This window comes from Flavobacterium sp. KH_001 (assembly GCF_057840745.1).
This window is the reverse complement of sequence record NZ_CM174520.1, coordinates 3,811,594-3,837,406: the sequence shown is the minus strand read 5'-3', so window position 1 is coordinate 3,837,406 and position 25,813 is coordinate 3,811,594. Positions and strand designations below refer to the sequence as shown.

Annotated in this window: 24 protein-coding genes; 13 read left to right on the top strand and 11 right to left on the bottom strand. The window is 32.8% G+C overall.

Translation table 11 applies throughout. From position 1 onward, the window contains the following. Positions 1-68 precede the first annotated feature (68 nt). From menA to AC3ITQ_RS16670, 5 genes are all read left to right on the top strand, one after another. Positions 69-1,031: a 1,4-dihydroxy-2-naphthoate octaprenyltransferase gene (gene menA / locus AC3ITQ_RS16690; RefSeq protein WP_489235273.1), complete on the top strand. Its 963-nt coding sequence runs from the start codon at positions 69-71 to the stop codon at positions 1,029-1,031. A gap of 30 nt (positions 1,032-1,061) precedes the next feature. Beyond that, positions 1,062-1,739 (top strand): metal-dependent hydrolase, encoded by a 678-nt coding sequence (locus AC3ITQ_RS16685; RefSeq protein WP_489235272.1) that lies wholly within the window; start codon positions 1,062-1,064, stop codon positions 1,737-1,739. A gap of 212 nt (positions 1,740-1,951) precedes the next feature. Beyond that, on the top strand, positions 1,952-3,403 hold the full coding sequence (locus AC3ITQ_RS16680; RefSeq protein ID WP_489235271.1) for a S41 family peptidase: 1,452 nt from the start codon (positions 1,952-1,954) through the stop codon (positions 3,401-3,403). A 24-nt stretch (positions 3,404-3,427) separates the two neighbouring features. Further along, on the top strand, positions 3,428-4,630 hold the full coding sequence (locus AC3ITQ_RS16675) for a tetratricopeptide repeat protein (protein WP_489235270.1): 1,203 nt from the start codon (positions 3,428-3,430) through the stop codon (positions 4,628-4,630). 139 nt (positions 4,631-4,769) lie between these two features. Further along, positions 4,770-5,828: an o-succinylbenzoate synthase gene (locus AC3ITQ_RS16670; RefSeq protein ID WP_489238947.1), complete on the top strand. Its 1,059-nt coding sequence runs from the start codon at positions 4,770-4,772 to the stop codon at positions 5,826-5,828. Positions 5,829-5,893: 65 nt separating this feature from the next. Here AC3ITQ_RS16670 and AC3ITQ_RS16665 read toward each other — a convergent pair whose 3' ends face one another. Continuing rightward, positions 5,894-6,448: a hypothetical protein gene (locus AC3ITQ_RS16665; protein ID WP_489235269.1), complete on the bottom strand. Its 555-nt coding sequence runs from the start codon at positions 6,446-6,448 to the stop codon at positions 5,894-5,896. 238 nt (positions 6,449-6,686) lie between these two features. Here AC3ITQ_RS16665 and AC3ITQ_RS16660 point away from each other — a divergent pair, with 238 nt between their 5' ends. Together AC3ITQ_RS16660 and AC3ITQ_RS16655 are read left to right on the top strand one after the other, a co-directional pair. Beyond that, positions 6,687-7,160: a CYTH domain-containing protein gene (locus AC3ITQ_RS16660; protein ID WP_489235268.1), complete on the top strand. Its 474-nt coding sequence runs from the start codon at positions 6,687-6,689 to the stop codon at positions 7,158-7,160. A 7-nt stretch (positions 7,161-7,167) separates the two neighbouring features. Continuing rightward, positions 7,168-8,133 (top strand): YpdA family putative bacillithiol disulfide reductase, encoded by a 966-nt coding sequence (locus AC3ITQ_RS16655; RefSeq protein ID WP_489235267.1) that lies wholly within the window; start codon positions 7,168-7,170, stop codon positions 8,131-8,133. A 60-nt stretch (positions 8,134-8,193) separates the two neighbouring features. Here AC3ITQ_RS16655 and AC3ITQ_RS16650 read toward each other — a convergent pair whose 3' ends face one another. Beyond that, complete coding sequence (locus AC3ITQ_RS16650; protein ID WP_489235266.1) at positions 8,194-9,762, bottom strand: protein adenylyltransferase SelO; 1,569 nt, start codon at positions 9,760-9,762, stop codon at positions 8,194-8,196. A gap of 63 nt (positions 9,763-9,825) precedes the next feature. Continuing rightward, positions 9,826-10,359, bottom strand: coding sequence for a peptide-methionine (S)-S-oxide reductase MsrA (gene msrA / locus AC3ITQ_RS16645; RefSeq protein WP_489235265.1), 534 nt, complete (start codon positions 10,357-10,359; stop codon positions 9,826-9,828). Between the two features lie 181 nt (positions 10,360-10,540). On the opposite strand from msrA, the gene AC3ITQ_RS16640 reads away from it, so the two are divergent. Further along, a complete protein-coding gene (locus AC3ITQ_RS16640; protein WP_489235264.1) occupies positions 10,541-12,028 on the top strand; it encodes an aminotransferase class V-fold PLP-dependent enzyme in 1,488 nt (495 codons plus the stop codon). Between the two features lie 287 nt (positions 12,029-12,315). On the opposite strand, the gene AC3ITQ_RS16635 is transcribed toward AC3ITQ_RS16640, so the two are convergent. From AC3ITQ_RS16635 to AC3ITQ_RS16610, 6 genes are all read right to left on the bottom strand, one after another. Beyond that, positions 12,316-14,058 carry an APC family permease gene (locus AC3ITQ_RS16635; RefSeq protein WP_489235263.1) on the bottom strand — a complete coding sequence of 581 codons (1,743 nt, stop codon included), beginning with the start codon at positions 14,056-14,058 and terminating at the stop codon, positions 12,316-12,318. A gap of 133 nt (positions 14,059-14,191) precedes the next feature. After that, positions 14,192-14,662 carry a nuclear transport factor 2 family protein gene (locus tag AC3ITQ_RS16630; protein ID WP_489235262.1) on the bottom strand — a complete coding sequence of 157 codons (471 nt, stop codon included), beginning with the start codon at positions 14,660-14,662 and terminating at the stop codon, positions 14,192-14,194. A gap of 52 nt (positions 14,663-14,714) precedes the next feature. Beyond that, complete coding sequence (locus AC3ITQ_RS16625; RefSeq protein WP_489235261.1) at positions 14,715-15,239, bottom strand: hypothetical protein; 525 nt, start codon at positions 15,237-15,239, stop codon at positions 14,715-14,717. Between the two features lie 9 nt (positions 15,240-15,248). Beyond that, the gene (locus AC3ITQ_RS16620) at positions 15,249-15,725 is read right to left on the bottom strand and encodes a hypothetical protein (protein ID WP_489235260.1); all 477 of its coding nucleotides are present in this window, start codon (positions 15,723-15,725) and stop codon (positions 15,249-15,251) included. A gap of 6 nt (positions 15,726-15,731) precedes the next feature. Further along, complete coding sequence (locus AC3ITQ_RS16615; RefSeq protein WP_489235259.1) at positions 15,732-16,409, bottom strand: peptidoglycan DD-metalloendopeptidase family protein; 678 nt, start codon at positions 16,407-16,409, stop codon at positions 15,732-15,734. Between the two features lie 12 nt (positions 16,410-16,421). Then, the gene (locus AC3ITQ_RS16610; protein WP_489235258.1) at positions 16,422-17,087 is read right to left on the bottom strand and encodes a spermidine synthase; all 666 of its coding nucleotides are present in this window, start codon (positions 17,085-17,087) and stop codon (positions 16,422-16,424) included. Positions 17,088-17,152: 65 nt separating this feature from the next. Between AC3ITQ_RS16610 and AC3ITQ_RS16605 the strand changes: the two genes are divergently transcribed. Further along, positions 17,153-17,704, top strand: a complete 552-nt coding sequence (locus tag AC3ITQ_RS16605) for a 1-acyl-sn-glycerol-3-phosphate acyltransferase (protein ID WP_489235257.1) — start codon at positions 17,153-17,155, stop codon at positions 17,702-17,704. A gap of 83 nt (positions 17,705-17,787) precedes the next feature. Here the strand turns inward: AC3ITQ_RS16605 and AC3ITQ_RS16600 are convergent, their stop codons facing one another. Continuing rightward, positions 17,788-18,264 (bottom strand): helix-turn-helix transcriptional regulator, encoded by a 477-nt coding sequence (locus AC3ITQ_RS16600; RefSeq protein ID WP_489235256.1) that lies wholly within the window; start codon positions 18,262-18,264, stop codon positions 17,788-17,790. A gap of 312 nt (positions 18,265-18,576) precedes the next feature. On the opposite strand from AC3ITQ_RS16600, the gene AC3ITQ_RS16595 reads away from it, so the two are divergent. From AC3ITQ_RS16595 to AC3ITQ_RS16580, 4 genes are all read left to right on the top strand, one after another. Further along, positions 18,577-19,731: a M14 family metallopeptidase gene (locus AC3ITQ_RS16595; RefSeq protein ID WP_489235255.1), complete on the top strand. Its 1,155-nt coding sequence runs from the start codon at positions 18,577-18,579 to the stop codon at positions 19,729-19,731. A gap of 77 nt (positions 19,732-19,808) precedes the next feature. Beyond that, positions 19,809-20,288 carry an Lrp/AsnC family transcriptional regulator gene (locus AC3ITQ_RS16590; RefSeq protein ID WP_007805990.1) on the top strand — a complete coding sequence of 160 codons (480 nt, stop codon included), beginning with the start codon at positions 19,809-19,811 and terminating at the stop codon, positions 20,286-20,288. 92 nt (positions 20,289-20,380) lie between these two features. Then, positions 20,381-22,966 carry a phosphoenolpyruvate carboxylase gene (locus AC3ITQ_RS16585; RefSeq protein WP_489235254.1) on the top strand — a complete coding sequence of 862 codons (2,586 nt, stop codon included), beginning with the start codon at positions 20,381-20,383 and terminating at the stop codon, positions 22,964-22,966. A 40-nt stretch (positions 22,967-23,006) separates the two neighbouring features. Further along, entirely contained in the window at positions 23,007-23,522 is a 516-nt protein-coding gene (locus AC3ITQ_RS16580) for a DinB family protein (RefSeq protein ID WP_489235253.1), read from the top strand. 67 nt (positions 23,523-23,589) lie between these two features. Here AC3ITQ_RS16580 and recQ read toward each other — a convergent pair whose 3' ends face one another. After that, positions 23,590-25,698 (bottom strand): DNA helicase RecQ, encoded by a 2,109-nt coding sequence (recQ, locus tag AC3ITQ_RS16575; RefSeq protein ID WP_489235252.1) that lies wholly within the window; start codon positions 25,696-25,698, stop codon positions 23,590-23,592. Between the last annotated feature and the right edge of the window lie 115 nt (positions 25,699-25,813).

Genomic DNA, 25,813 nt, shown 5'->3' with positions numbered 1-25,813 from the left:
GTTGTGAAACCCAACCTAAAACTTGAAACCTGAAACTTGAAACAAAATTTAAAACTAAACAAAATAGAATGAAACATTGGATTGAAGCCGCCAGACTGCGCACATTGCCTTTATCAGTTTCCGGAATTATAGTAGGAAGTATATATGCCTTATCAAACCCAACCGCGACTATTAATACACCAACTGAAGTTTTTAGCTGGAAAATTTTTGGTTTTGCACTTCTAACAACGCTTGGTTTACAGGTTTTATCCAATTTTGCAAATGATTACGGAGATGGTGTAAAAGGTACAGATAACGCTGATAGAGTAGGACCACAACGTGCTATTCAGAGCGGTGTGATTACGCCTCAGGCTATGAAAAAAGCCATAATAATTACTTCAGCACTAACTTTGCTGTCTGCAATTGTATTGATTTACTTTGCTTTTGGTGAGTCTAATTTTGGATATTCGATCTTCTTTTTATTGTTGGGAATTGCTGCGATTGTTTCAGCAATTCGTTATACAGTAGGAAATTCAGCTTACGGATATAGAGGTTTTGGAGATGTTTTTGTTTTCATCTTCTTCGGATTAGTAAGTACTTTGGGTGTTAACTTTTTATATTCAAAAGAAGTAGATCCACTTTTAATTTTACCAGCAATTTCTATCGGATTATTGAGCGTTGGTGTTTTAAACCTCAATAATATGCGTGATGAAGAATCAGACAGAAAATCTGGTAAAAACACTATTGTAGTCCAAATGGGCGGTGCAAAAGCCAAAATTTATCATTTTTCATTAATTGTTACAGCAATGATTTTGGTAGTTGTTTTTGCTATTTTAAGCGATTATCGTTTCGATCAATATTTATTTTTATTAGCTTACATTCCTTTAACTAAACATTTAATTACCGTTTATAAAAACCAAGATCCTAAGCTTTTAGATCCGGAATTAAAAAAATTGGCATTAAGTACCTTCTTGCTTTCTTTGTTATTAACAGTTTGTATGATCTCATTGATTTCAGACATTTTTGTTAATCTATTCATGGGCGGAAGATAAAATCAAGGTTCAACTCTAAATTTTATAAAAATGAAAATTACATTCTACGGACACGCTTCTTTAGGTATAGAAGTTGGAGGAAAACATATTATTGTCGACCCTTTTATTACTGGAAATCCTCAGGCTGCGTCAATTGATATAAATACATTAAAAGCAGATTATATCTTGCTTACACATGCACATGGTGATCACGTTTTAGATGTCGAAGCTATTGCTAATCGTACAAACGCTGTTATTGTTTCTAATGCAGAAATAACAAGCTATTATGCTAAATTAGGCCATAACGCACATCCAATGAATCACGGTGGAAGCTGGAAATTTGATTTTGGAAAAGTAAAATATGTAAACGCAATTCACTCAAGTTCCTTTCCCGACGGAAGTTACGGAGGAAATCCTGGTGGTTTTGTAATTGAAAGCGAGCATAAAAACATTTACATAGCCGGAGATACAGCACTTACAATGGATATGAAACTGATTCCGATGCGAACTAAACTTGATTTAGCGATTCTTCCAATCGGAAATAATTTCACCATGGATGTTGAAGATGCTATTATCGCTTCTGATTTTCTGGAATGTGATAAAATTTTGGGTTATCATTTTGATACTTTTGGTTACATCGAAATCAATCACGAAGAGTCAATCCGTAAATTTTTCGATAAAGGAAAAGATTTAATGCTTTTGGAAATAGGTGAATCTATTGAATTGTAATAATTTTCAGGAGCTAATCCCGCTATCCGCTATATCTTTTGTGGTGAACCCCACCACAAAAGGATATCGCTTCTATCGGGGCTAGGGCAATCATTTTCAAAAGAAAAAGATGTTGCAGATCATTGAATAAACGAAATAAAAGCTATCAGAATACTATTAAATTTAAAATTTCTCATCTACTTACTTTATCAATCCTAAAACAAGTTGTTATAATGAATTTAAAAAAATTAGCACTTACTCTTTTAATTGTAATATCTTATAACACCTATGCACAAAAATGTTCCTGTGAAGATAATTTTAATTGGTTAAAGAAAAATTTTGAAGAAAATGATGCCGGTTTTCAATATGTAATTGATCAGAAAGGATTGATCGAATATCAAAATCATAGTGCTCTTTTTGCTAAAAAAGTCAAAAAGATAAACGACCTTAAAGAATGCAGAACCATCCTTTTGGACTGGCTTCATTTTTTCAGGCCTGCCCATTTATCATTAGAAATAAATCAGGATTACGTAAATAAGACAGCTTCACAAACTAAAACTGAACCTGCTAAAAACTGGGAGAGACTTCAAATAACGGAGGAAGAATTAAAAAGCAAAACATCAAAAAATACTCAGCCAACATTTGAAGGAATTTGGTCTTCACCTCCTTATACAATTGGTGTTGCAAAAGTAAATGATGAATTTATTGGTTATGTTTTAGATGCAAAAGGCACAAAATGGTCACAATATCAAGTGAAATTTAAGATTAAGGGAAACTTAGATAAAACATACAGTGCTGTATATTTTATGGGAGACTTTTCATCTCAAAAATTTAATGACGTAAAATTAATTGGAAATAATTTCTTAAAAGTTGGATTTATTTCACTGAAAAGAGTTTTTCCGAATAATTTTGAAGATAACTCAGATATTACAACTTATGTAGAGTCGTTAACAGCCCAAAGGCCTTTTATTAAAGAAATATCAAGTAGAAGTGTTTTGTTAAGAATTCCTTCATTCAATTATTCTAATAAGAAAGTTGTTGATAGTATACTTCTTGCCAATAATAAATTGATTCTTTCCAAAGAAAACTTAATAATTGATTTAAGAAATAACGGCGGAGGATCTGATGCCACTTTTCAAAAAATAATCCCGTATTTATATACAAATCCTATAAGAACAGTTGGTGTTGAGTTCTTGTCGACTGTTCAAAACAATAAAAGAATGGAAGATTTTATGGCAGATCCGGATTGGTCAGATGAAGAAAAGGACTGGGCTAAAATGGGATTAGAAAAATTAAATGCAAATATGGGTAAATTCATAAACCTTAATGAAAAAGCTGTTGATGAACAGCGACTAGATTCAATTTATGTTTATCCAAAAAATGTAGCGATAATTATTAATGAAAATAATGGGAGTACAACCGAACAATTTTTACTGACCGCAAAACAAAGCAAAAAAGTAAAGCTTTTTGGCACTACGACAGAAGGTGTTCTGGATATTTCGAATATGTATTTTATTGATTTTCCGTGTAAGGATTTAAAGCTTGGATACTCACTTTCAAAAAGTTTAAGAATTCCAGGCATGCAAATTGATGGAAAAGGAATTCAACCTGATTATTATATTGATAAATCGATACCTGATCAGGAGTGGCTGAAATTTACAGAAAACATATTAAACGTAAACTAATTATTTGTATCAAAAATTATGATGATGAATTTCAAAAAAATAATTTTATTTCTTTTAATTACAATTTCATACAACACTTTTGCTCAAAAAGAAGGTTATTGGGACAAAGAACGCGCCACTACCAAAGAAATTATCGTTTCTGCCCGTGACCGAATCACTTTAAAAACAGAAGATCTTCCTGTAGGAACCACAGAAATTGTATACCGAATTACACTTTTAGACGAAAACCAGCAAATGGCAAACAGTTTGGTTTCAGTATTGAAAGCGATTCCAGACCCAACAGGAATTAGCCAAGGCTCTGCAGGAGCAGTTTTTTTAATGTCAAAGATTTCCGGTGACGACAATTGTACTTATGCGCTTTTTACTTCAGAAGAAAATGCAAAAAAATACATCGATGATGGAAAAACAGACAAATCTTGCTACGCACAAGTAAACGAAGTAAGCAAGGATGCAAAACGCTTATCATTGGACAAATCTTCTTGTTTGGGCCAAAATATCAGTACAATTTGGTTTGGTTTTCACAGTAAAAACTGGCTTTTAAATCAAAAAATTGTTTTAGAAGTTGTGCCTTGGGTTGACACCAAATTAAACCGTGGCTGGAATCAGGATAACAAAAACGAAATTATCAGTCTATGCAAAACATCAACAATGGCACAAAAAATGGCCAATTCTGATGATTTTTGTGTTTGTATTTTAGATAAAATTATAAAACAATACCGTTACACAGAATTTCAAAAACTACTGCCAATCGAAAAAAACAAAGTATATAAAGATTTTGGAAATGCTTGTTATAAGGATGCTGACATTTCTAAAAACGTTTATAATGACTTAAGAGTTCAGGCCTCGACTTTAATCAAGCTTCAAAAATACAATGAAGCAATTCGGAAGCTGAATACCATAATCAATGACGGAAAAGCCACTGCCATTGATTATGGTTTTATTGGATATTGCTATATTTTGACTAAGCAATATGCAAAAGCAATTAAGTTTCTTAAAGAAGGTGAAAAATTAGACGATACTGAGCTATTAGTAAAACTAAATTTAGCCCACGTTTATTTGGTTAGTGATGATTATAGCGAAGCAAAAGTAATTTATAAAAAATACCAAACTCAAAACGTAACCGACAGTTTGAGCTGGAAAGACAAAACAAAAAAAGACTTTGAACTTTTTCAAAAAGCAGGATTACCATCAAAAGACTTCGAAAAAGTATTAAAGCTTTATAATTAAAAGGTTTTCACCATATAAGTGATATAAGTTCATTTTATAGTGCGTTAAACACTCAGCTTATATTTTTTCTTTTAATTTATCAATCTATAAGGCCAATCTTAAATTTTCTTATATCACTTATATGGTGAAAAACGACAATATGAAAGCGACTTATCATAAATACATGCTCGAGTTTAAACGTCCTTCCGGAACTTCCAGAGGTGTTATGACCGAAAAAGAAACCTGGTTTATTGTTCTTGAAGAAAATGGTAAAAAAGGAATAGGCGAGTGTGGCATTTTGCGAGGGCTAAGTACTGATGATCGCGATGATTATGAAGAAAAACTCAATTGGACCTGCGAAAATATCCATTTAGGAGAAGAGGCACTTTGGGAAGCTTTATTAGAATTTCCGTCTATACAATTTGGAATCGAAATGGCTTTTTTATCGTTAAAAAGCGAAAATCCTTTTCTCTTATTTCCTTCCGATTTTACCAATAGTTCTAAATCCATTATGATTAATGGCTTGGTTTGGATGGGAGAAGCTTCTTTTATGAAGGAGCAAATTGAAGAGAAATTAGCACAAGGTTTTGACTGTATAAAACTAAAAATTGGCGCTATAGATTTTCAAAAGGAGCTGGAATTATTACAATTTATAAGAAGTCATTTTTCAGCAGAAGAAATCGAAATCAGGGTTGATGCCAATGGTGCTTTTACTTTGAATGAAGCTTTAGATAAACTAAATCAATTAAAAGTATTTCAATTACATAGTATTGAACAACCAATAAAGAAAGGCAACGTTTCAGTTATGGCTGAATTATGTAAAACAACACCTTTTCCGATTGCATTGGATGAAGAATTAATAGGCGTATTTTCATTGAAGGAAAAAGAAGCATTGCTACAAAAAATCCAACCACAATATATTATTCTGAAGCCGAGTTTTGTTGGCGGATTTAGAGGAACACAAGAATGGATTGATTTAGCAGATAAATATAATATTGGCTGGTGGATTACCTCTGCCTTAGAAAGCAATATTGGACTTAATGCCATCGCACAATGGACTTTTACTTTAAATTCAAAAATGCCACAGGGCTTGGGCACAGGAGCGCTTTATACAAACAATTTTGATTGTCCACTTGAAGTTTCAAAAGGGCAATTATGGTACAACACAACTAAAGGCTGGAATTCTGATCTTTTAGAAAAAATACAAAGTATCAAATAGAGTTAAGCGTAACAAAGAGAAAAAATCTCTGTTCCTTTGCAACTCTGAGCCTTTGAACCCATTTCTTACTCTTTTCCACCACGTAGTCCGGCTTGCCAGTCTTTGAGTTCCTGCCATTTACCTTCATAAGCCATCAGTGCTTGTTTTGCCCAGGTACTTGGATTATGTATAGCATAATTTTCTCCACCGGCATCTAAAATTGTCTGTAATTTTTCGGTAGATGTTTCAGACAAATCGTGCCAGGTTGTTATTCCGGCAGCATTGAACAAAGCTTCAATTTTTGGTCCAATTCCCTCTACAATTTTTAGGTCGTTTTCTTTTACTTTTTTGCCAAAAATCGTTTTGGCCAAAGCGGTATCAAACAGAAAAGTTGGTGTTATCTGGGGTGTAGCTGGTTTCTTTTTGCTTGGTTTTGCTTTCTTTTCTGCTAAATCTGCTTCTAAAGATGAAATTCTTACAGTCAAACTTTTTGCATGTGTTTTACAAGCATCTAAATCTGATTGCAAAGAGGAGGCAAGGGAATGTTCCGATTTTGATGACACTTTCTTTCCTAAAAAATAACCTAAAATTCCAAAGATTAGCCCTGTTAATAAAGGGATTACTATACAAGATATATCCATGATCATAAGTTTTTGAATGAATATTGAAGTTATCGATCGGACTTAAGAGTGAGATTAAATCCCTATCAAAATTAACTAATAAATAAATACAGAACATCGCATTGCCCCGTTAATTATTTGTTATTGTTCTGGTTACAAGTATATTATGTTAACATCGATTTATCAGGCAGGAAAGAGATCTCCATTTAAAAACTGGATTTAATTGAGTAACTTGCATTAAATTAATTACACTATTAAAATGATAGAAATTGAAAGAAAGTTTCTTGTAAAATCAAGTGATTTTAAAGAACAGGCTTTTGCTCAAAATCAAATTGCGCAAGGTTATTTAAGCTCTCTTCCAGAGCGGACCGTGCGCGTTAGAATTAAAGGAAAAAAAGGCTTTCTTACTATTAAGGGTATTGGTCATCACGGTGGTATGTCCCGATTTGAATGGGAAAATGAAATTCCGCTTGATGAAGCGCAGGAATTACTAAAATTATGCGAAAAGGGAAAAATTGAAAAAACACGTTTTGAAATAAAAGCAGGAAAACATGTTTTTGAAGTAGATGAATTTTACGGTGAAAATGAAGGCCTGATCATGGCTGAAATTGAACTGGAATCAGAAACCGAATCTTTTGAGAAACCAGACTGGCTTGGAGAAGAAGTTACAAATGATGAACGTTACTACAACGCCTATTTGAGCAAAAATCCTTTTAAATCCTGGGAAAAATAATAAGTCTATGGCAGAATATGATTTGATAATTGTCGGAGGCGGTCCGATAGGACTGGCTTGTGCAATTGAAGCTCAAAAGAAAAATTTACGTTATTTAATTATAGAAAAAGGTGCGATTGTAAATAGTATTTTCAATTATCCATTATACATGACTTTCTTCTCAACAGCTGAAAGATTAGAAATTGGAGGTATTCCTTTTAACTGTCTGGCTCCAAAACCGGGTCGTCAGGAAGCTTTGGAATACTATCGAAATATTCACCGCTATTTTAATTTTTCGATTCATTTATTTGAAAAAGTGATTAGTGTTCAAAAACAAGAAAACTCAATTTTTAAGATTGTTTCTGATAAGAATTTATATAAAGCTAAAAACGTAGTAATTGCAACAGGCTTTTATGATATTCCGATTGAAATGAACGTAAAAGGTGAGGAGTTATCAAAAGTGCGTCATTATTACAAAGAAGCACATGAATATGCTTTCAGAAATGTTTTGATTGTTGGTGCCAATAATTCTTCAGTGGATGCAGCTCTTGAATGCTGGAGAAAAGGGGCGAACGTAACTATGGTTATTCGTAAAAATGAAATCAACAACAGGGTTAAATATTGGGTAAAACCAGATATAGAAAACCGTATTGCCGAAGGAAGTATTAAAGCTTTCTTTGAATCGAATATAACTGAAATTAAAGATAATGAAGTCGAAATTCAAACACCAAATGGAAAAGTAACAATTGAAAACGACTTTGTTTTAGCTTTGACAGGATACAAACCAGATTTGACTTTTCTGAAAAAAATGGGAATTCAACTTTCTGAAGATGAATTAAAAATACCGGTCTACAACCCAGAAACAATGGAAACAAATGTGAAAGGCTTATTTTTGGCCGGAGTAGTTTGCGGCGGAATGCAGACACACAAATGGTTTATAGAAAACTCCCGCGTTCACGCCAGTATGATTGTCGATTATATTACTTCTAAATAAAAAAATGCCACAGATTACAGGATTTAATCATTGAAATCTTTTAATCTGTGGCAAAAAAAATTAAGAACTACAAGAAAGCATAGAACAGCCTACTTTTGAGCGTGCCCAATCAGGTCGCTTTGCAAACCATTTTTCTGATTGAGGTTGTTCATCATAAGGTTTTTGTAGTAATAAGTACAATTCATTTACTAGAGAATAATCCCCTTTGTCTGCGTCATCAATTGCCAATTGCGCCATATAATTTCGCAACACATATTTCGGATTAATTTGATTCATTTTTTCAGTACGATCTTCATCTGAAAGTTCTTCCTGATTTAATCTTTGAAGATAAACAGTAAGCCATTTTTTCCAGGAATCTAAAATATCTCCTTTAATTTCTTCTGGTAAATAGAAAGAATCCTGAATTTTTTCAATCGCACTTTCACCTGAATCGGCTTCTATAACTTTACTTAAACTTCTGAAAAAGATTGTCATATCTGTTTCAGATAATTGTAGAACCGCTTCTAAACCTTCAATTAACTTACCGTCAGCTTCAGTTGAAGTAAACAATCCTATTTTACTTAAAAACATTTCTTTATAATCAGATTCAAAATCATTTATAAAGGATTCTAATATCTTTTCTAATGGCTCTGCTTCATTAACTAAAGGATAAAGTGCATTAGCTAGCTGATACAAATTCCATTGTGCCACCTGAGGTTGATTTCCGAATCGGTAACGTCTATTTTGACTGTCCGTCGTGTTTGGAGTCCAATTAGGATCATAGTTTTCCAACCAGCCATAGGGACCGTAATCAATCGTTAAACCGTGAATCGACATATTGTCCGTATTCATAACACCATGAACAAAACCAACACGTTGCCAATCCACAATCATCTTACGGGTTGTGTCCGCAACGGTTTTAAAGAACTGTATATATTGTTCTTTTGGTTCTCCTTTAATTTCAGAAAAGTAATGTTTGATTGTATACTCAACAAACTCTTTTAGATTTTTTAGTTCGTTTCGTGCAGTAAGTATTTCAAAACTTCCAAAACGTATGAAAGATGGCGCTACACGACAAACAATAGCTCCTTTTTCGTAAGCCGGATTTCCATTGTATAAAACATCTCTCAATACCTGATCACCAGACAGTATAAGCGAAAGTGATCGGGTAGTGGGTACACCTAAATGATGCATAGCTTCAGCACATAAATACTCCCTTATTGAAGAACGTAAAACAGCCAAACCATCTGCAGTTCTTGAATAAGGTGTTTTTCCTGCACCTTTTAATTGCAGGGTAAAAAAGACGTTATTGTGTTCAACTTCGGTTAAATTAATAGCGCGGCCGTCGCCCAATTGTCCTGCCCAATTCCCAAATTGATGCCCTGCATAACACATAGCATACGAACGTGTTTCAGGAAGAATTTCTTTTCCTGAAAAAGTATTTAAAAATGCTTCCGACTGAATTTCATCAGCTGTTATTCCAACCATTTCTGCTACATCTTGTGAAGCATGAATTAAAGTTGGATTTGAAGGCTTTGTTGGATTTACATAGGAAAACAGTGCGTTTTTTACCTGACGAATCTCATTGGTTTCATCTGTATCTGCTGGTAATTCTGCTGTAAATCTATTATTTACTTTTAAATTTTTCATTGTGGTATTTTTTATGCCACAGATTAAGAGATCTAATTTTTTAATCTGTGGCAAAACTTTTAATTAGTCAATTAATCGATCTGCATACATTTTTTTTAATTTCTGTACTTTCGGATCGATTACGATTTGACAATAACGCGCATCCTGATTGTTGTTGTAATAGTTTTGATGATCATCTTCGGCTTCATAAAAAACTTCAAAAGCTGTCAACTCTGTTACAATAGGATCGTCATAAAAAGATTTTACTTCTTCAAAAACCTGTTCCGTTATTGCTTTTTGTTCTGCATCATGATATAAAACGACAGAACGGTATTGCGTTCCTACATCAGCTCCCTGACGATTTAATGTTGTTGGATCGTGACTTGTCATGAATATAAAAATCAAGTCATGATATGAAATTATGTCAGGGTTGAAAGTAACTTGTATGACTTCGGCATGGCCGGTTCTGCCCGTACAAACTTCACGATAGGGAGGATTTTTAATAAAACCTCCTGAATAACCTGATTTTAAAGATTCTACACCATTTAAACGCTGAATTACAGCTTCAATACACCAAAAACATCCACCACCAAAAGTAGCTACTGATAAATTTCCCATAGAATAGTATTGTTAAGTTTTACATGCCCTATTAATCCGATAGAATATTATGATAATTTGCTAAAAAAATCACATTTTAGTTAAATATACTAATCAGTTATTGAATGTTTGAAGTTTACAATTGATAAATTCGCAATTTTGCAAAAAAGCCATTATATTTGCATCAAACTCAGGCATACTAATGGATAGCAAAAATAATACCATCACTTTAGAAACTTATTTTCAGGATTTTCGTAAAAATATCGTTGGAATTAATCAGGAATTTACGTCTCCGTACGGAAAAAAACAGATTATTTATACAGATTGGACTGCCAGCGGAAGATTATACCGACCAATTGAGGAGAAACTTCTTAATGATTTCGGACCTTTTGTAGCGAATACACATACGGAAACTACTGTGTCAGGTACTGCCATGACAAAAGCGTATCATCATGCCAGAAATATCATAAAACGTCATGCTAATGCAAATCAGGACGATGTTTTAATTACAGATGGAACGGGAATGACAGGTGTTATTAATAAATTTCAACGTATTTTGGGATTAAAAATTCCTGAAAACCTAAAAGACTTTATTAATGTTCCTGCTGAAAAAAAACCCGTTGTTTTTATTTCGCATATGGAACATCATTCGAATCAAACTTCTTGGTTAGAGACTATTGCTGATGTTGAAATTATTCCGTCATGCGAAAAAGGACTTTTTAGTCTTGAAAATTTAGCTGAATTATTAGAGAAATATAATAATAGAACAATAAAAATTGCCTCGATTACTTCCTGTTCAAATGTTACGGGCTTGAAAACTCCTTTTCATGAAGCCGCAAAATTGATGCACGAACACAATGGGGTTTGTTTTGTAGATTTTGCCTGTTCAGGACCTTACGTAAAAATTGATATGCATCCTTCAGATCCGGAAGCGTATTTGGATGCTGTTTTCTTTTCGCCTCATAAATTCTTGGGTGGTCCAGGAACTTCTGGTGTTTTGATTTTTAATAAAAAATTATACAATAATATGATTCCGGATTGTCCTGGAGGTGGAACAGTAAGCTGGACAAATCCTTGGGGTGAACATAAATATGTTGACAATATTGAGGATCGTGAAGATGGGGGAACTCCCGGATTTTTACAGGTTATTAAAACGGCCTTAGCAATTGAGTTGAAGGAAGAAATGGGAATTGAGAACATTCTCCAACGTGAGCACGAAATCGTTGATTATGTTTTTGAAACTTTGGAACCAGTTGAGAATATTAAAATTCTGGCAGGTCAACATAAAAATCGTTTAGGAGTGGTTTCTTTCTTTATTGAAAACCTACATTTTAATCTAGGAGTAAAATTATTAAATGATAAATTCGGAATTCAAACACGTGGCGGATGTAGTTGTGCCGGGACTTACGGCCACTTTTTATTGCATGTTGATCAGGAAACTTCGAACAAACTTGTTAACGAAATCACGATTGGCGATTTAATCAAAAAACCGGGATGGATCAGAATGTCTATTCACCCGACTACCACAGATAACGAAATCGCCTATGTTTGCGAGAGCATTAAAGATCTGGCTAAGAATCACGAAACCTGGGCGTTAGATTATGCTTATAATAATAAAACAAATGAATTTGTTCATAAGAACGTTACTTCATTTGAAGATGAATTAGTTGCTGGTTGGTTTAAATCTTAATATTGGATTTTTTAACCACAAAATGCACTAAGGTTTTTTTATATAGTTAATGAATATAAAACACAAAGTTCACAAAGCTGTTGAGACAATAGATTTTATAAAATATAACCCCGATTAGTTTTTAAAGCTTATCGGGGTTTGTATTTCTTGCTCCTTTTGAAAATTTAATTTCTAATCTAGCCCCGATAGAGCCGGTATCCTTTGAGAGGAACGAACAAAGATATAGGCGAAAGCGGGACTGGTCGTCTTGAAAAAACAGAAACATCTGCTCCTAAAAAAATCAGATCCTACATGATTAAACGAACTCCGCCTAAGTCGGAAACGCGGTATGAAAATTTATTTCCAGGTGAACCGATGAACATGAAGTTTTTTGGGATCTTCCATTTTTCAGAAAGTTCATCTATAATATCAGGACCGAAAACACCTTTTATTTCAAGGAATTCAATATCAATATCGTCGTAAGCGCGATCTAAAACTTCTAAATCTTTCTTTAAAGCTTCGTTGTTTGCGTCGTCACTTTTGATGTGAACTATTTTTAGTTTTTTGGTTGTTTCATTATTTTCAACATATTGCAATACTTTGTTCAGGATTGCAATATCATCGCCTTTGGTAAAAAAGACAAATTCCTGGGAATTAATTTCGACACTCATTTTTTGCAAATATCGGTTACTGATAATTACCATTCTCCGTAGCGGCTGATAGAAATATTCTAAGGCTTCGATTAAAAGTTTGATGAGCATTACGCGGTTAAGCATAATTCCGATAAAAATTAAAGACGGAATCATGTATTGCAAAAAGGTATAAAAGGCATTGATATTCAGCTTCATGTTTCCGATAAAAGCAGCAATAATAAAAAGTACTGCAGTTACAACGGCGATACCACGCGCACGCTCTGGCCTTGGTAATTTTTGGCGTTTGAATTTTAATAATAAATTCCCAATGCCGAATAAGGCCATTACCGCCAAAAAAGAGAAAGTATAAACACCTGCGAGTGATTCTAGATGACCACTTGTTGCAAATAATACTGATATACAAAGAACTAGAAAGCTAATTACAATTCTATAATGTGAACCTCTTTTATTTTGTTTCAGAAAGAAATTTGGGAGAATTCGGTCTAAGGTCATTCGGTTTAATAATCCCGAAACACCAACAAATGATGTTAAAACGGCACCGCATAAAACTAAAACGGCATCAATAGAAATTAACCAAGCCAGCCACCATCCACCGGTAGTTTGCCCGAGATGAGCGAGAAGCGATTCTTTGTTTTCGCCAACTTCGGTCAACGGAATTACACTTATTAATAGTATGGCAATGACGGGATTGAAAAAGCTAACAATTGCCCACATGTTTCGAAGTGTTTTTGGAAAAACGCCATGTTCTTGTTCTTCAACAAAATTGGCAGAACTTTCGAAACCTGAAATTCCGAGCATGGCTGCAGAAAATCCCAGAAAAAGTGCTGTTTTTATATTTCCGGAAGCAATTGGAGTTTGCCAATTGACATGAAATGTTTCCAGACCATTATTTAATAGAAACCATAATGACGCTAGAACAAGCAGACTTAAAGTTGCAAGATGGGTTAGAAAAATAATGACGGCAACAAATGCTGATTCTCCAATTCCCAAAATGGCAAGTCCGGTAAATAATATCAGGACAATTACGGTTGCAATGGTAACATTTAAGCCTTCGAAAATTCCGTGTAGGTAATGCATTCCTTCAGACGCTGAAATCACAGCCGTCGCCATGTAGGACAAAACAGTTAAAGTGGCAGCAAGAGAGGCAAGGCGTTTGGTAGAAGTATTTAATAAAACATTGTATGCTCCTCCGTTTAACGGAATTGCACCAACAACTTCTCCATAAATTTTTCTGAATAAGAATAAAACGACAGCAACAATTAATAAAGAAATCCAGGCATATTGGCCTGCATATAAAATGGTTAGTGCCGAGACATATAAACAAGAAGAACTAATATCGTTTCCGCAAATTGCTGTTGCCTGTAATTGATTTAATTTTTTGTGTACAATTTCTTTCATGAGTATTGAAAATTAAAAACGATTAATTCAATAATAAAAAGCAACTAAAATAAATCTTAAATAAGGCAGATATTTTATAAGGGCGGAAATATATTTAATTAATCAGAAATTTTGAATCTTCAATTTATGAAAATTATTTTGATTCCTGAAACTTTTTAAGCGACAATATGGCTTGCTTCTGAATTTTTCCTTGAAAAAAACCTGTCCAGCCCAATAAATAACCTGTAATACCAAAGGCTTGTTTGGACCATTTCCATACATCAAAATTATCAGTATGTTTAATAATTAAGCCATCCTGAAAAATAAATTCAGCTGAAATTTTATTGATTACTTTACGATTTGTTTTGCTGAAGTTATAAGTAGCAACCCATCTTGCAGAACCTGTAAATTCGTCTGCTTTAATATCTGAAAACTCAATTTTTATATTGCCTTTGCTTTTTAAAATCAACATTTCCCACATGTTAGAAACCTGTTCTTCTTTTAGTAAACCAAAAGCAGGATCAATAAAATGCACTTTTGGATGATAACATTCACTCATTGTTTTAGCATCGGCATTTGCAAAAGCGGTATAGAATTTAGCAATTAAATTTTCGTTGGCGTTCATTTAAATAAAATTTAGAATATAAATATAAGATTAATTATACAAAATATTTTATTTATAATGTACTAATTGCAATTGCTGTATCAAACGTTTTTTTTGATTTATCGTATCCTGTAGAAAAGTAAGCGATTTTGTTAACGGCAGTAAAATAACCCGTTTGATTTCCGAAAGATTTTGAGTTTCCAGCTATAATAAATCTGATTCCCTGAATGTCAGCTTTTTTGAGTTTAATCATTTCGGCGGGAGTGAAGTAATAATAAGAAGTAGTTTTGCCCTCGACAGTTTCTTTTACATTTTTGTCAACGCAGGCAATAACATCTCCATTGGCCAGATCAACATAAACACCGCCTGCAATTCTTGCTTCAGCATTGGCAGTAGCAATTGATAATTTTAAGATTCCACCTTTCTCTGTCTTCGCAACCTGAACATTTGCCTCTCCTGAAAAAGCATACTTTTCACAGATAAACGTATAACTTTGAGTTGCCGGATAAGCCTTAGAGCCTTTTACAGTCATTGTTTCCTGAGCATTTGCAAAAGTTGATAGTAACAGTAAGATTAAAAAAGGTGTTTTAAATTTCATAGTTATAGTTTATTGTCCTTCTATTTTAGAATCAAATTTTTCGTCCCAATCCATTGATTTAATTGCAGAAACTAAATTGTCTTCATTCACAAAAACGCGTAACTCTTTGTTGGCTACTTTTTTGGTATATAACGCATGATAGCGGTAAATGACTTCTTGTTTAGTTCTGTACACACCGTCTAATTTCAAGTCAATAAAATTTCCATAATATTGTCTAAATCTTTGACAGGTTTTGGTCAATCGTTCTTCGGTTGTGTTTTCCATAACCGACTTTGTAACTTCCGTTTCGTTAAAAGGTTTAAATTTTGACGTGTTACACGTTTCTAAAACACGCTTACCTAAATCATATGCTTTCTTTTGCTGATTAGCATTAACTTCGGCAGTTGGAACTTGTTTTATTTTTAAATCTTCGGTGTCCCGGGTTACAGTTTTAGATTTACATCCAATTAACAACAACAAACATATAATCAATACTGCTTTCTTCATAACTATTTATGTTATTTTTAATAATAAGTTAGGGTCGGGGCAATTTTCGATGTAGAAATTCAAATCATTACTGTTGCAAACGCCGGGATAATCTCCCCAGTAATCTTCAATATCCTGTATAATCTGAAAATGCACATGGGGTGCATAATCTCCGTTAACAGCTGCACTTCCAAGAGTTGCAATTTGTTCTCCTCTCTTAAATTGCTTCCCAACGCTTAGATCTTTTATACTTTCTAACGATAAATGTCCGTATAAAGTATAAAATTTTTCATTTTCAATTTCATGTTCTAAAATGATCGTTGGTCCATAATCGCCCAAACCAACATTGTTTTTAAAACTATGCACTTTCCCATCAAGCGGTGCCAAAACTGCGGTATTGACTTTGGTCCATAAATCAAGACCAATATGTATATTGCGCTCCGGAACAGAATCATTTTTAAATATTGTACTTCTTTTATATAATGTTCGTCCTTCTATATAACCGCCAAAAGCTACTTCAGCATTGTTAGCTTTTAGATATTTAGAAATAAAATCTTCGAATTCAGTAGCATTTTCTGGTTTGCTTTCCATTAATTCTTTATTCGTAATGGATAAATCTAAAGGGATATAATCTGAAAAATCAATACTCGCATCAATAATTTTAGTAGGTGGGATGGCTTTTAAAATAGAAACTAGGGTTTTCATAAAAGGTAAAATTTAGGCAACTTTTTCAATTATTATTAGTTCATTATGATCTTCAATGCGGGGCAGCATTTTAGAAGAAAATTGTTTAGGATTTATTTCTGCAATATACTTCCGATTTCTGACATTATGTGCTTCATCGAGAATCATTGTGTTAAAAAGTACAAACCCCTGATTTTTTAAAAGCGAACAAACCCGTTCACTAAAAAAACGTTCAAACAAAAAATTAGGCATTTTAGTATCTTCAAAAATATCAATAATAATAAGATTGTATTGATCTTTTGTTTTTAAAACAAATTCGAAAGCGTCGTCAATTATAATTTCAAGCTGTTTGATCTGATTCAGGTTAAAATATTCATTTGCAATCTGAATAATGTCTGAATCAATTTCGACACCGGTAATTTTACCTTTATATTCAATTTCATCAACCAGCGTTTTTACAACACTTCCGCCAGCAACTCCCAGTAACAAAATATGATCCATATCAAGAATGGCTTTGTAACCAATGTTCCGTAATCCGTACCTTAATATACGCTGTAAACTTCCGTACGAATAATTTGTATTTTCAGAGTCTAAAACTAATTCGCCATTTGTCCAGGTTACTTCGATCGTTTTGCTTCTTGCCGATTTTTTCTTGAAAACTTTGATTGGAATCAGATAACTAAAAATTTTTTGGATCATTTGTAAAGCGTTTACTCAAAAATACCATTTTAAATCTTTTATTTTGCATGAAATAATAAATTTTAATGAAGAAACAATTGTACAAATTCATCTTTTTTAAGCTAATGGGCTGGAAAATAAGAGGGATTGAAAATGCGGAAGTGAAAAAATGCGTGATGATGGTGATGCCACATACAAGTAATCATGATTTTTATTTAGGAATTTTTACCCGTGGAATTTCAGGACTGGAAATGAACTGGGTTGGAAAGAAAGAATTATTTAAATTTCCTTTCGGATATTATTTCAGAAGTGTAGGCGGTGAACCCTTAGATCGTTCTGGCGGATTGAATAAGGTTGATTCGATTGCGGCCATCTTTGAGCGAAAAGAAGTTTTTCGTTTAGCAGTGGCACCTGAAGGAACCCGCAAAAAAGTAAAAGAAATTAAAACTGGTTTTTATTATATCGCGTTTAAAGCAAAAGTGCCAATTATTCCTGTGGCTTTTGATTGGGGTAAAAAAGAAGTTAATTTAGGAAAGCCGTTTTATCCGACAGGAGATTATGAAGCCGATTTACAAATTTTGAAAAAACATTATGAACATGTTTTAGGCAAGATTCCCCAAGACGGATTTAAATTGTAAATTTTGAATATTTTTTCGGTTGCGTGAGAATCGCTTAAACTAAAAATAATTTTAAAATTTTTTAAATACGCGAAAATTTAGAATTACGGGATATATACCTTAAATGTCCCGTTTTTATAAAAAAAGACAATTTTCTCAATTTCGCCTTCTTCCGAAATGAAATTTGAGTTTTTAAATTCGATAGCATTTGTTGTTTCTGTTTTTGTTTCTTCCTTATAATTGATTTCAGAAAATAAATCTCCACCAATAAAATCTTCAGAAGATGAAATAGGGGTGAGAGGTTTTACAATTTCTGAAACTATTTCGTTATTTGCATTAAGACTTTGATCTTCTACTTTAGGAAAACTTCCCTTTCCCTTTAATATCCAGTAAATATCTATGTCTGGAAAAACGTCCAAAATTTTCATCACAAAATCTAAACTAGGCTTATTTCTGCCTGAAAGAAGGTGAGACATACTAGAACGTTGCACCCCAATTTTATCGGCAAAAGAAGAGGCATTTAGAGCATAATAATCCAATATAATTTCAAGCCGTTTTACAAAATCATCGATGTTTACCATTGTAAATTATCATTTTAAAAAGTCCTATTTACAAATGTAACTAAAAGGGGTTAATAAAGCAATTTTACAGTTGTAAATCTTTTATATCAGCTATAAAACAACCAACTATAACTTTATATAAGATTAGTTAACTTATTGAAATATAATACATACGGTAGTATATCATAAGATAATAACAAATGTTAACTGTTAATTGGATAGTGAGGTAATTAATGGTTTAAATCTTGTTTACAATTATAAATTATCTTATTTTTTCCGCGTTTACAATTGTAAAAATAAAGATGTTTACTTTTGTAAACTAATCAAAAGACAATGAATTTAGAAGAATTATTTAGACTGCACAAAGAACAATCTATTGAAGGGCGTTACTTGACATTAGATCATATTCAACCTTTATTAGACAAATTAAATACTAATAATCAAGTACAGATTATTGGTAAATCGGTTTTAGATAAACCTATATACAGTTACCAAATTGGTACAGGAGAAACTCGTATTTATCTGTGGTCTCAAATGCATGGTAATGAAAGTACCACGACTAAAGCTCTTTTTGACTTTATTAACGTATTGAATAGCGGTTCAGATTTAGCAAATAAATTGCTTGCAAAATTTACTTTCTATGCTATTCCAATACTAAATCCTGATGGAGCTGCATTATATACTCGTGAAAATGCTAATAAAATTGATTTAAACCGAGATTCTCAAAATCTGACTCAGCCAGAAAGCAATGTACTTAGAGACGTTTTTGAAGCATTTAAGCCACATTATTGTTTTAATCTTCATGATCAGCGTACTATTTTTGGAGCAGGTAATACGGGTAAGCCGGCAACAGTTTCTTTTTTAGCGCCATCTTATAATGAAGAAAGAGAAATAAACGAAAACAGGTTAAAAGCTATAAATGTAATTGCAGGAATTAACGATACATTACAACAATATATTCCTGGACAAGTTGGACGTTTTGATGATTCGTTCAATATCAACTGTATAGGAGATACTTTTCAATTTTTAGGAGTGCCTACAATTTTGTTTGAAGCAGGTCATTTTCCTAATGATTATGAGCGTGAAATCACCCGAAAGTTCCTATTTTTCTCACTTATTTCAAGTTTTGAAGTGCTTTCCGAAAACGATTTAGTTGATAATAGAATTAGTGATTATTTGAATATTTCACAAAATAAAGTGGTTTTTTATGATTTTATGTATAAAAACATCAAAATAAATTATGATGGTATCGAAATTATTACGAATTTTGTCGCACAATACAAAGAAGAATTGATTGAAAATAAGATTCACTTTAACGCCTACATCGCAGAAGTAGGTGAATTAGAAAATTATTTTGGACATTACGAATATGACGCTCAGGGAGCATTTTATTCCGATAATCATAATAGTTTTCCGAAAGTGAACGAAAAAGCAGATTTTTATTTAAATAAAAATGTTAAATTTGTTAACGGATTGATAAAAAGTTAATTTTTATGTGAATTTGTTGTTTTTTATATATATTTTTATACTTTGTAATAGCAATTAGTAATATTAATTAAAGAATTATGAGTAAATTTCGTTTAGATGAAGTAGATCACCAGATTTTAGATATGTTAATAGACAATACGAGAGTTCCGTTTACTGACATTGCAAAAAAACTATTGATATCTGCTGGAACAGTACATGTTAGAGTAAAAAAGATGGAAGACGCAGGTATAATAATGGGGTCTTCATTAGCCTTAGATTACGATAAATTAGGGTATTCATTTATTGCTTATGTGGGTGTATTCCTTAATAATACATCTCAAACAAAATTTGTATTAGAGCGAATCAATCAAATTCCATTCGTAACAGTGGCTTCTGTAACTACAGGAAAATTTAATATTTTTTGCAAAATTAGAGCAAAAGACACTAAACACGCGAAAGAAGTTATCTTCATGATCGATGATATTGAAGGAGTTTACAGAACAGAAACTATGATTTCATTAGAAGAAAGTATAAACGATAAGAAGCGTTTGATGCATACTATTTTTAAAAATATGTAATATTTTCTTGAATGCTATATTATAAAATATAACCTCAAGTTTATTCTTGGGGTTTTTTTATGACTAATTAACCAACCAACTACAACACGATTATGTACACGTTGCCAAAAATTGAACGTTTTAATCAAGATGTTCTCTCAAAATACCACATTTATAATAGTGTTTTCATAACATTACCCTTTGATTCTATTGATAATACTGGAGTTTTACTCCCTTTATTTACAGAAACTTGCGAAACGGGTTTTAGAAAACAGGAAACACCAAAAGAAATTTTTGATTTCTTCTCAAACAAATACCTGAATAATGCTTCTGAAAAAGAAAAAATCGACTTAATGTTTCGGTTTATTCAATATATAGAACGTCAAATTGTATTGTTTGATGCTATTGAAGATGCTGCTTTTCCAGCCGTTAATAATATGGAAGGGCGCGGATCTTTACGTGATATCAAAGAAAAGACAGATGCTAAAGAGAAAAACGAGGAACTAATCGAATTTCTTGAAAGCTTTAATGTCAGAACCGTTTTAACGGCACATCCAACACAATTTTACCCTGGGCCTGTTTTGGGAATTATCAATGATTTAACGGATGCTATTCGTTTAAATGATTTACTGAAAATAAAACAGTTATTAGCGCAGCTTGGAAAAACACCTTTTATTCAGAACGAAAAACCAAATCCATACGATGAAGCGGTGAGTTTGATCTGGTATTTAGAGAATGTGTTTTATGCAACTTCGGGAGAAATTGTTCACTATTTACAGAAAAACATACTTCATGGAAATGCTATTAAAAATCAATTAATCAAACTTGGTTTCTGGCCAGGAGGTGACCGTGACGGAAATCCTTTTGTTACAACTGAAATTACTTTGAAAGTAGCTGAACGTCTGCGTACTTCTATTTTAAAGTGTTATTATGTTGAAATGAGAAACTTAAAAAGAAAATTAACTTTCTCAGGCGTAGACACTTTGGTTGCTGAACTTGAACATAAACTTTACCGTTCTGTTTTTTATTCTAAAGGTGAAATTTATATCACTTTAGAAGAATTACTAGCGCAATTAAATAAAATTAGAACGATTATTATCGAAAAACACCAGTCGTTATATCTTGACGAATTGGAAGCGTTTTTGGTAAAAATCAATTTATTCGGATTTCATTTTGCAACTTTAGATATACGTCAGAATAGTAAAATTCATGACGCCGTTTTTAAAGATGTGGTGAATCACTATTTAAATTCGGATTCAAAAATTTTCCCGGAAAACTACTTTGAATTAGCTGAAAGTGAAAAATTAGATGTTTTATCTAAAGTTAAAGGACAATTAAATCCAGCTGATTTTAATGATGAAATTACAAGATCAACATTAGAATCAGTACAAGCTATTAAAACTATTCAGGAGCGCAACGGTGAATTTGGAGCTAACCGATATATTATTAGTAATAACGAAAGTGCATTGAACGTAATGGAAACTTTCGCTATGATTCGTTTGAATAATTGGGAAAATCCTACAGTAGATATCATTCCGTTATTTGAATCGGTTGACGATTTACAAAATGCACACGAAATTATGGAGCAGTTGTATACTAATCCTGAATATTCTAAGCATTTACAAGCAAGAGGAAACAAACAAACTATTATGCTTGGTTTCTCTGACGGAACCAAAGATGGTGGTTATCTAATGGCGAACTGGAGTATTTATCAGGCTAAAATTTCATTGACTGAAATCTCGAGAAAATATGGTATTCACGCTATATTTTTTGATGGACGTGGTGGGCCTCCGGCTCGTGGCGGTGGAAAAACACATAAATTTTATGCTTCTTTAGGACCGAAAATTGAAAACAACGAGATTCAGATTACTGTTCAGGGACAAACAATCAGTTCAAACTTTGGAACATTAGATTCTTGTCGTTATAATATCGAAAACTTATTAAGTGCGGGTGTTACCAATCAGGTTTTCAGCAAAGAAGATAATGAGTTAACCGTTGAGGAAACCCAAATTTTGACTCAATTGGCTGGTTTAGGGTATGATAAATATCTAAGTTTTAAAAATCATCCTAAATTCATTCCGTATTTAGAAAAGATGAGTACTTTAAAATACTATTCTAAAACGAACATTGGAAGCCGTCCTTCAAAAAGAAGTAAATCGGAATCATTAGACTTTGCAGACTTGAGAGCAATTCCTTTCGTAGGTTCATGGAGCCAGTTAAAACAAAATGTACCCGGATTTTTTGGAGTAGGTTCTGCTTTGAAATATTTTGAAGAAAGTGACCAATGGGATAAAGTAAGTGATTTGTATCATAATTCATTGTTCTTTAAAACACTTTTGGAGAATAGTATGATGTCATTGGCAAAATCATTTTTACCATTAACAGCATACATGCGAAATGATCCTGAGTTTGGCGAATTCTGGCAAATTATCTACGATGAGTTTTCAGAAACAAAACGTCTTTTACTTAAAATAGCGGGTCATAAAACCTTAATGGAGAATTATCCTGATGGTATAGCTTCAATTCAAATAAGAGAGCGTATTGTATTGCCATTGTTAACAATACAACAATATGCTTTATTAAGAATTAACGAATTGAATAATGATAAAAGTGCTAACGAAGAGCTTATTAAAGTTTATGAAAAAATCGTAACAAGATCTCTTTTCGGAAATACTAACGCGAGTCGTAACTCTGCTTAAGATTAGAAAATTTAAATTTATTTTATAAAAAACAATAAAAATGAATTCAAGTCAATTATCAGAAAATGAATATTCAGGTGGATTTGCAACTTATATTAGAGAAGCAGGAAATGTAAATTTGATTGAGGAATTAGAAATTTCGCTTCATGATTTTATCAGGTTTGTACAAAACATTCCAATGGATAAATTTGATTATCGATACGCAGAAGGGAAGTGGACTATCAAAGATATCATTCAGCATATAATAGATTGCGAACGTATTTTTGCATACCGTGCTTTACGTTTTTCAAGAAATGACAAAACACCTTTAGCAAGTTTTGAAGAAGATGATTATGCAAATAGTACGGATTCAAACAACAGAAGTATTCAGGATTTATTAACTGAGCTTTCAGCGTTAAGACATTCAAATTTACTATTTTATAAAAGTTTATCCGAAGAACAACTAAAAAGAATTGGAACAGCTTCAAATATTCAAATTTCTGTTCGTGCTTTGGGCTTTGTCATTATCGGACATCAAAAACATCATCAAAATGTTTTTCAGGAGAGATATTTATAAATCCTCTCTCTAAACTATAAAAAAATCCTGTGAATTTACTTCACAGGATTTTTATTTTAACAAAAGGCTATTTATTTCTTTCAACAATAGCTAGACCAAAGCGTATCTTATCATAAGATAATTTTTCTTCAAAATGGTCGTAATAAGGTTTTAATGCTGTAGGATATTCTAATTCCACTTGTGCTTTGTGCAATTGCTTAACTTCATCATCCGTAACAAACGGACTTAAATCAATATCTGCACCATCTACATATAGTTTCGCTAAATGGGAGATAATAGTACTTTGACCTAAATTACGTTTTCCTGCAATTTCCTCAATACTATTCCCTTCATTAAAAAGTGCTAAAGTTGTTTTATAGGTGTTACCTTCTTTTTTAACTTTTGTATTTGCTTTTTTTACTTTTTCATAATAAGTAATTGCATCAATAAATTCTGAACCGTATTTTTCAAGTTTAGCTTTACCAACTCCCTCAACTGCAAGGAATTCTTCATCACTCATAGGTCGCAAAGTTTCCATTTGCCTTAAAGCAGCGTCGCTAAAAATTACATAGGCGGGAACATCTTCATCCTTTGCAATCTCATAACGCAGTTTTCGAAGTATTTCAAAAAGAGAATTTTTAGCCGCTTTAGGTTTTGTCTCTTTGATTTCGTTTTTATCAATTACTTTTTTAACAACAGTTGTCAGTTTTACTTTTTCTCCTTCAAATAGAACTTTTTTTGCAAAAGGTGTTAGTAAAATTTTGTTATGTTGATGAAAGGCAATTTCACAATGTCCTAAATTAATTAACTGAATTAAATATTGGTTCCAATCGTACCATGAAATATCAGCACCAATTCCGTACGTTTTTAAGCTTTGATAATTTTTTTCGTAGATATACGCGTTTTTTGAGCCTCTTAAAAAATCAACAATCACAGCTAATGGTTCAGATTCCTGTAAACGGCTAATGGCCGACAATGCTTTTTGCGCGAGAATCGTACCATCGAAAAATTTTGGAGGATTGTTGCAAATATCGCAGTTACCGCAATTCTCTTTTACCAGTTCGCCAAAATAGGAAAGCAGAATTTTTCTTCTGCAACTCAATGCATCGGCATACTGTTTCATTCTTTCCAACTTTGCCAGCTGAACATCAGAGTTCAAGCCTTCCGATGCAAATTTTTGCAACTGAATTACATCGGCATAACTTTCAAACAAAACTGTTTCTGCTGGTAAGCCGTCACGACCGGCGCGACCAATTTCCTGATAATAACCTTCAATATTTTTTGGTAAATTGTAGTGAATGACCCAGCGTACATTTGATTTGTCAATACCCATTCCGAAAGCAATAGTCGCGCAAACTACCTGACAGTCGTCATTTATAAATTCATCCTGTGTTTTCGCTCGAAGTTTATTATCTAAACCTGCGTGATATGCTTTTGCTGAAACACCACTTTTTTGTAATTTTTGCGCCAATTCTTCGGTTGTTTTTCTACTTAAACAATATATTATTCCGGATTCGTTTGGTTTATTTTCTACGAAATCAATAATTTGTTTTACTCGATCCAACGCCGGACGAACTTCTAAACTTAAATTCTTTCTGTCAAATGAAGCAACGAAAGTTTTCGGATTTTTTAAGTTCAGTTGTTTTGTAATATCAGTTCGGGTTGCTTTATCTGCGGTAGCGGTCAGTGCCAGGATTGGAGTAGAAGGGAAGCGGTTTTTCAGATAGCCCAAATTGGTATAAGCAGGTCTAAAATCATGTCCCCAGGACGAAATACAATGCGCTTCATCAATAGCAATTAAGCTAATTGTCAATTCATTAAAAATAACATCCAAGTAAGATAAGCTCTCCGGGGCAATATAAACGAGTTTAAAATTATTCGATTTTAGATTGTCTATATAAAATTGTTGCTCTTCAGATGATTGACTGCTATTGATATAGCAAGCATTGATTCCGTTAGTTTTTAAACTATCAACCTGATCTTTCATCAAAGCTATCAAAGGTGAAATAACAATTGTGATTCCAGGCAAAACCAAAGCTGGCAATTGGAAACATATTGATTTTCCTCCACCGGTTGGCATAATAGCCAAAGTATCCTGACCACCGAGTATAGTATTGATTATCGTTTCCTGATTTGGACGAAACTTTTCAAATCCAAAATTCTCTTTTAGTTTGGCGTGTAGTAGTTCTGTATTCATTTGGCGTTATTTTTTTTAAATACTAAATTTAAAGAAATTTCTTATAAAAACTTAATTATATTAAATTTATTATCTAAAGAAAATATCAGGTTTAATTTGGGTTAATAAAAAAAGG

Bases quoted from the DNA above. Each gene is read 5' to 3' on its own strand.
- menA (WP_489235273.1), top strand. From the start codon at position 69: ATGAAACATTGGATTGAAGCCGCCAGACTGCGCACATTGCCTTTATCA.
- AC3ITQ_RS16685 (WP_489235272.1), top strand. From the start codon at position 1,062: ATGAAAATTACATTCTACGGACACGCTTCTTTAGGTATAGAAGTTGGA.
- AC3ITQ_RS16680 (WP_489235271.1), top strand. From the start codon at position 1,952: ATGAATTTAAAAAAATTAGCACTTACTCTTTTAATTGTAATATCTTAT.
- AC3ITQ_RS16675 (WP_489235270.1), top strand. From the start codon at position 3,428: ATGAATTTCAAAAAAATAATTTTATTTCTTTTAATTACAATTTCATAC.
- AC3ITQ_RS16670 (WP_489238947.1), top strand. From the start codon at position 4,770: ATGAAAGCGACTTATCATAAATACATGCTCGAGTTTAAACGTCCTTCC.
- AC3ITQ_RS16665 (WP_489235269.1), bottom strand. From the start codon at position 6,448: ATGGATATATCTTGTATAGTAATCCCTTTATTAACAGGGCTAATCTTT.
- AC3ITQ_RS16660 (WP_489235268.1), top strand. From the start codon at position 6,687: ATGATAGAAATTGAAAGAAAGTTTCTTGTAAAATCAAGTGATTTTAAA.
- AC3ITQ_RS16655 (WP_489235267.1), top strand. From the start codon at position 7,168: ATGGCAGAATATGATTTGATAATTGTCGGAGGCGGTCCGATAGGACTG.
- AC3ITQ_RS16650 (WP_489235266.1), bottom strand. From the start codon at position 9,762: ATGAAAAATTTAAAAGTAAATAATAGATTTACAGCAGAATTACCAGCA.
- msrA (WP_489235265.1), bottom strand. From the start codon at position 10,359: ATGGGAAATTTATCAGTAGCTACTTTTGGTGGTGGATGTTTTTGGTGT.
- AC3ITQ_RS16640 (WP_489235264.1), top strand. From the start codon at position 10,541: ATGGATAGCAAAAATAATACCATCACTTTAGAAACTTATTTTCAGGAT.
- AC3ITQ_RS16635 (WP_489235263.1), bottom strand. From the start codon at position 14,058: ATGAAAGAAATTGTACACAAAAAATTAAATCAATTACAGGCAACAGCA.
- AC3ITQ_RS16630 (WP_489235262.1), bottom strand. From the start codon at position 14,662: ATGAACGCCAACGAAAATTTAATTGCTAAATTCTATACCGCTTTTGCA.
- AC3ITQ_RS16625 (WP_489235261.1), bottom strand. From the start codon at position 15,239: ATGAAATTTAAAACACCTTTTTTAATCTTACTGTTACTATCAACTTTT.
- AC3ITQ_RS16620 (WP_489235260.1), bottom strand. From the start codon at position 15,725: ATGAAGAAAGCAGTATTGATTATATGTTTGTTGTTGTTAATTGGATGT.
- AC3ITQ_RS16615 (WP_489235259.1), bottom strand. From the start codon at position 16,409: ATGAAAACCCTAGTTTCTATTTTAAAAGCCATCCCACCTACTAAAATT.
- AC3ITQ_RS16610 (WP_489235258.1), bottom strand. From the start codon at position 17,087: ATGATCCAAAAAATTTTTAGTTATCTGATTCCAATCAAAGTTTTCAAG.
- AC3ITQ_RS16605 (WP_489235257.1), top strand. From the start codon at position 17,153: ATGAAGAAACAATTGTACAAATTCATCTTTTTTAAGCTAATGGGCTGG.
- AC3ITQ_RS16600 (WP_489235256.1), bottom strand. From the start codon at position 18,264: ATGGTAAACATCGATGATTTTGTAAAACGGCTTGAAATTATATTGGAT.
- AC3ITQ_RS16595 (WP_489235255.1), top strand. From the start codon at position 18,577: ATGAATTTAGAAGAATTATTTAGACTGCACAAAGAACAATCTATTGAA.
- AC3ITQ_RS16590 (WP_007805990.1), top strand. From the start codon at position 19,809: ATGAGTAAATTTCGTTTAGATGAAGTAGATCACCAGATTTTAGATATG.
- AC3ITQ_RS16585 (WP_489235254.1), top strand. From the start codon at position 20,381: ATGTACACGTTGCCAAAAATTGAACGTTTTAATCAAGATGTTCTCTCA.
- AC3ITQ_RS16580 (WP_489235253.1), top strand. From the start codon at position 23,007: ATGAATTCAAGTCAATTATCAGAAAATGAATATTCAGGTGGATTTGCA.
- recQ (WP_489235252.1), bottom strand. From the start codon at position 25,698: ATGAATACAGAACTACTACACGCCAAACTAAAAGAGAATTTTGGATTT.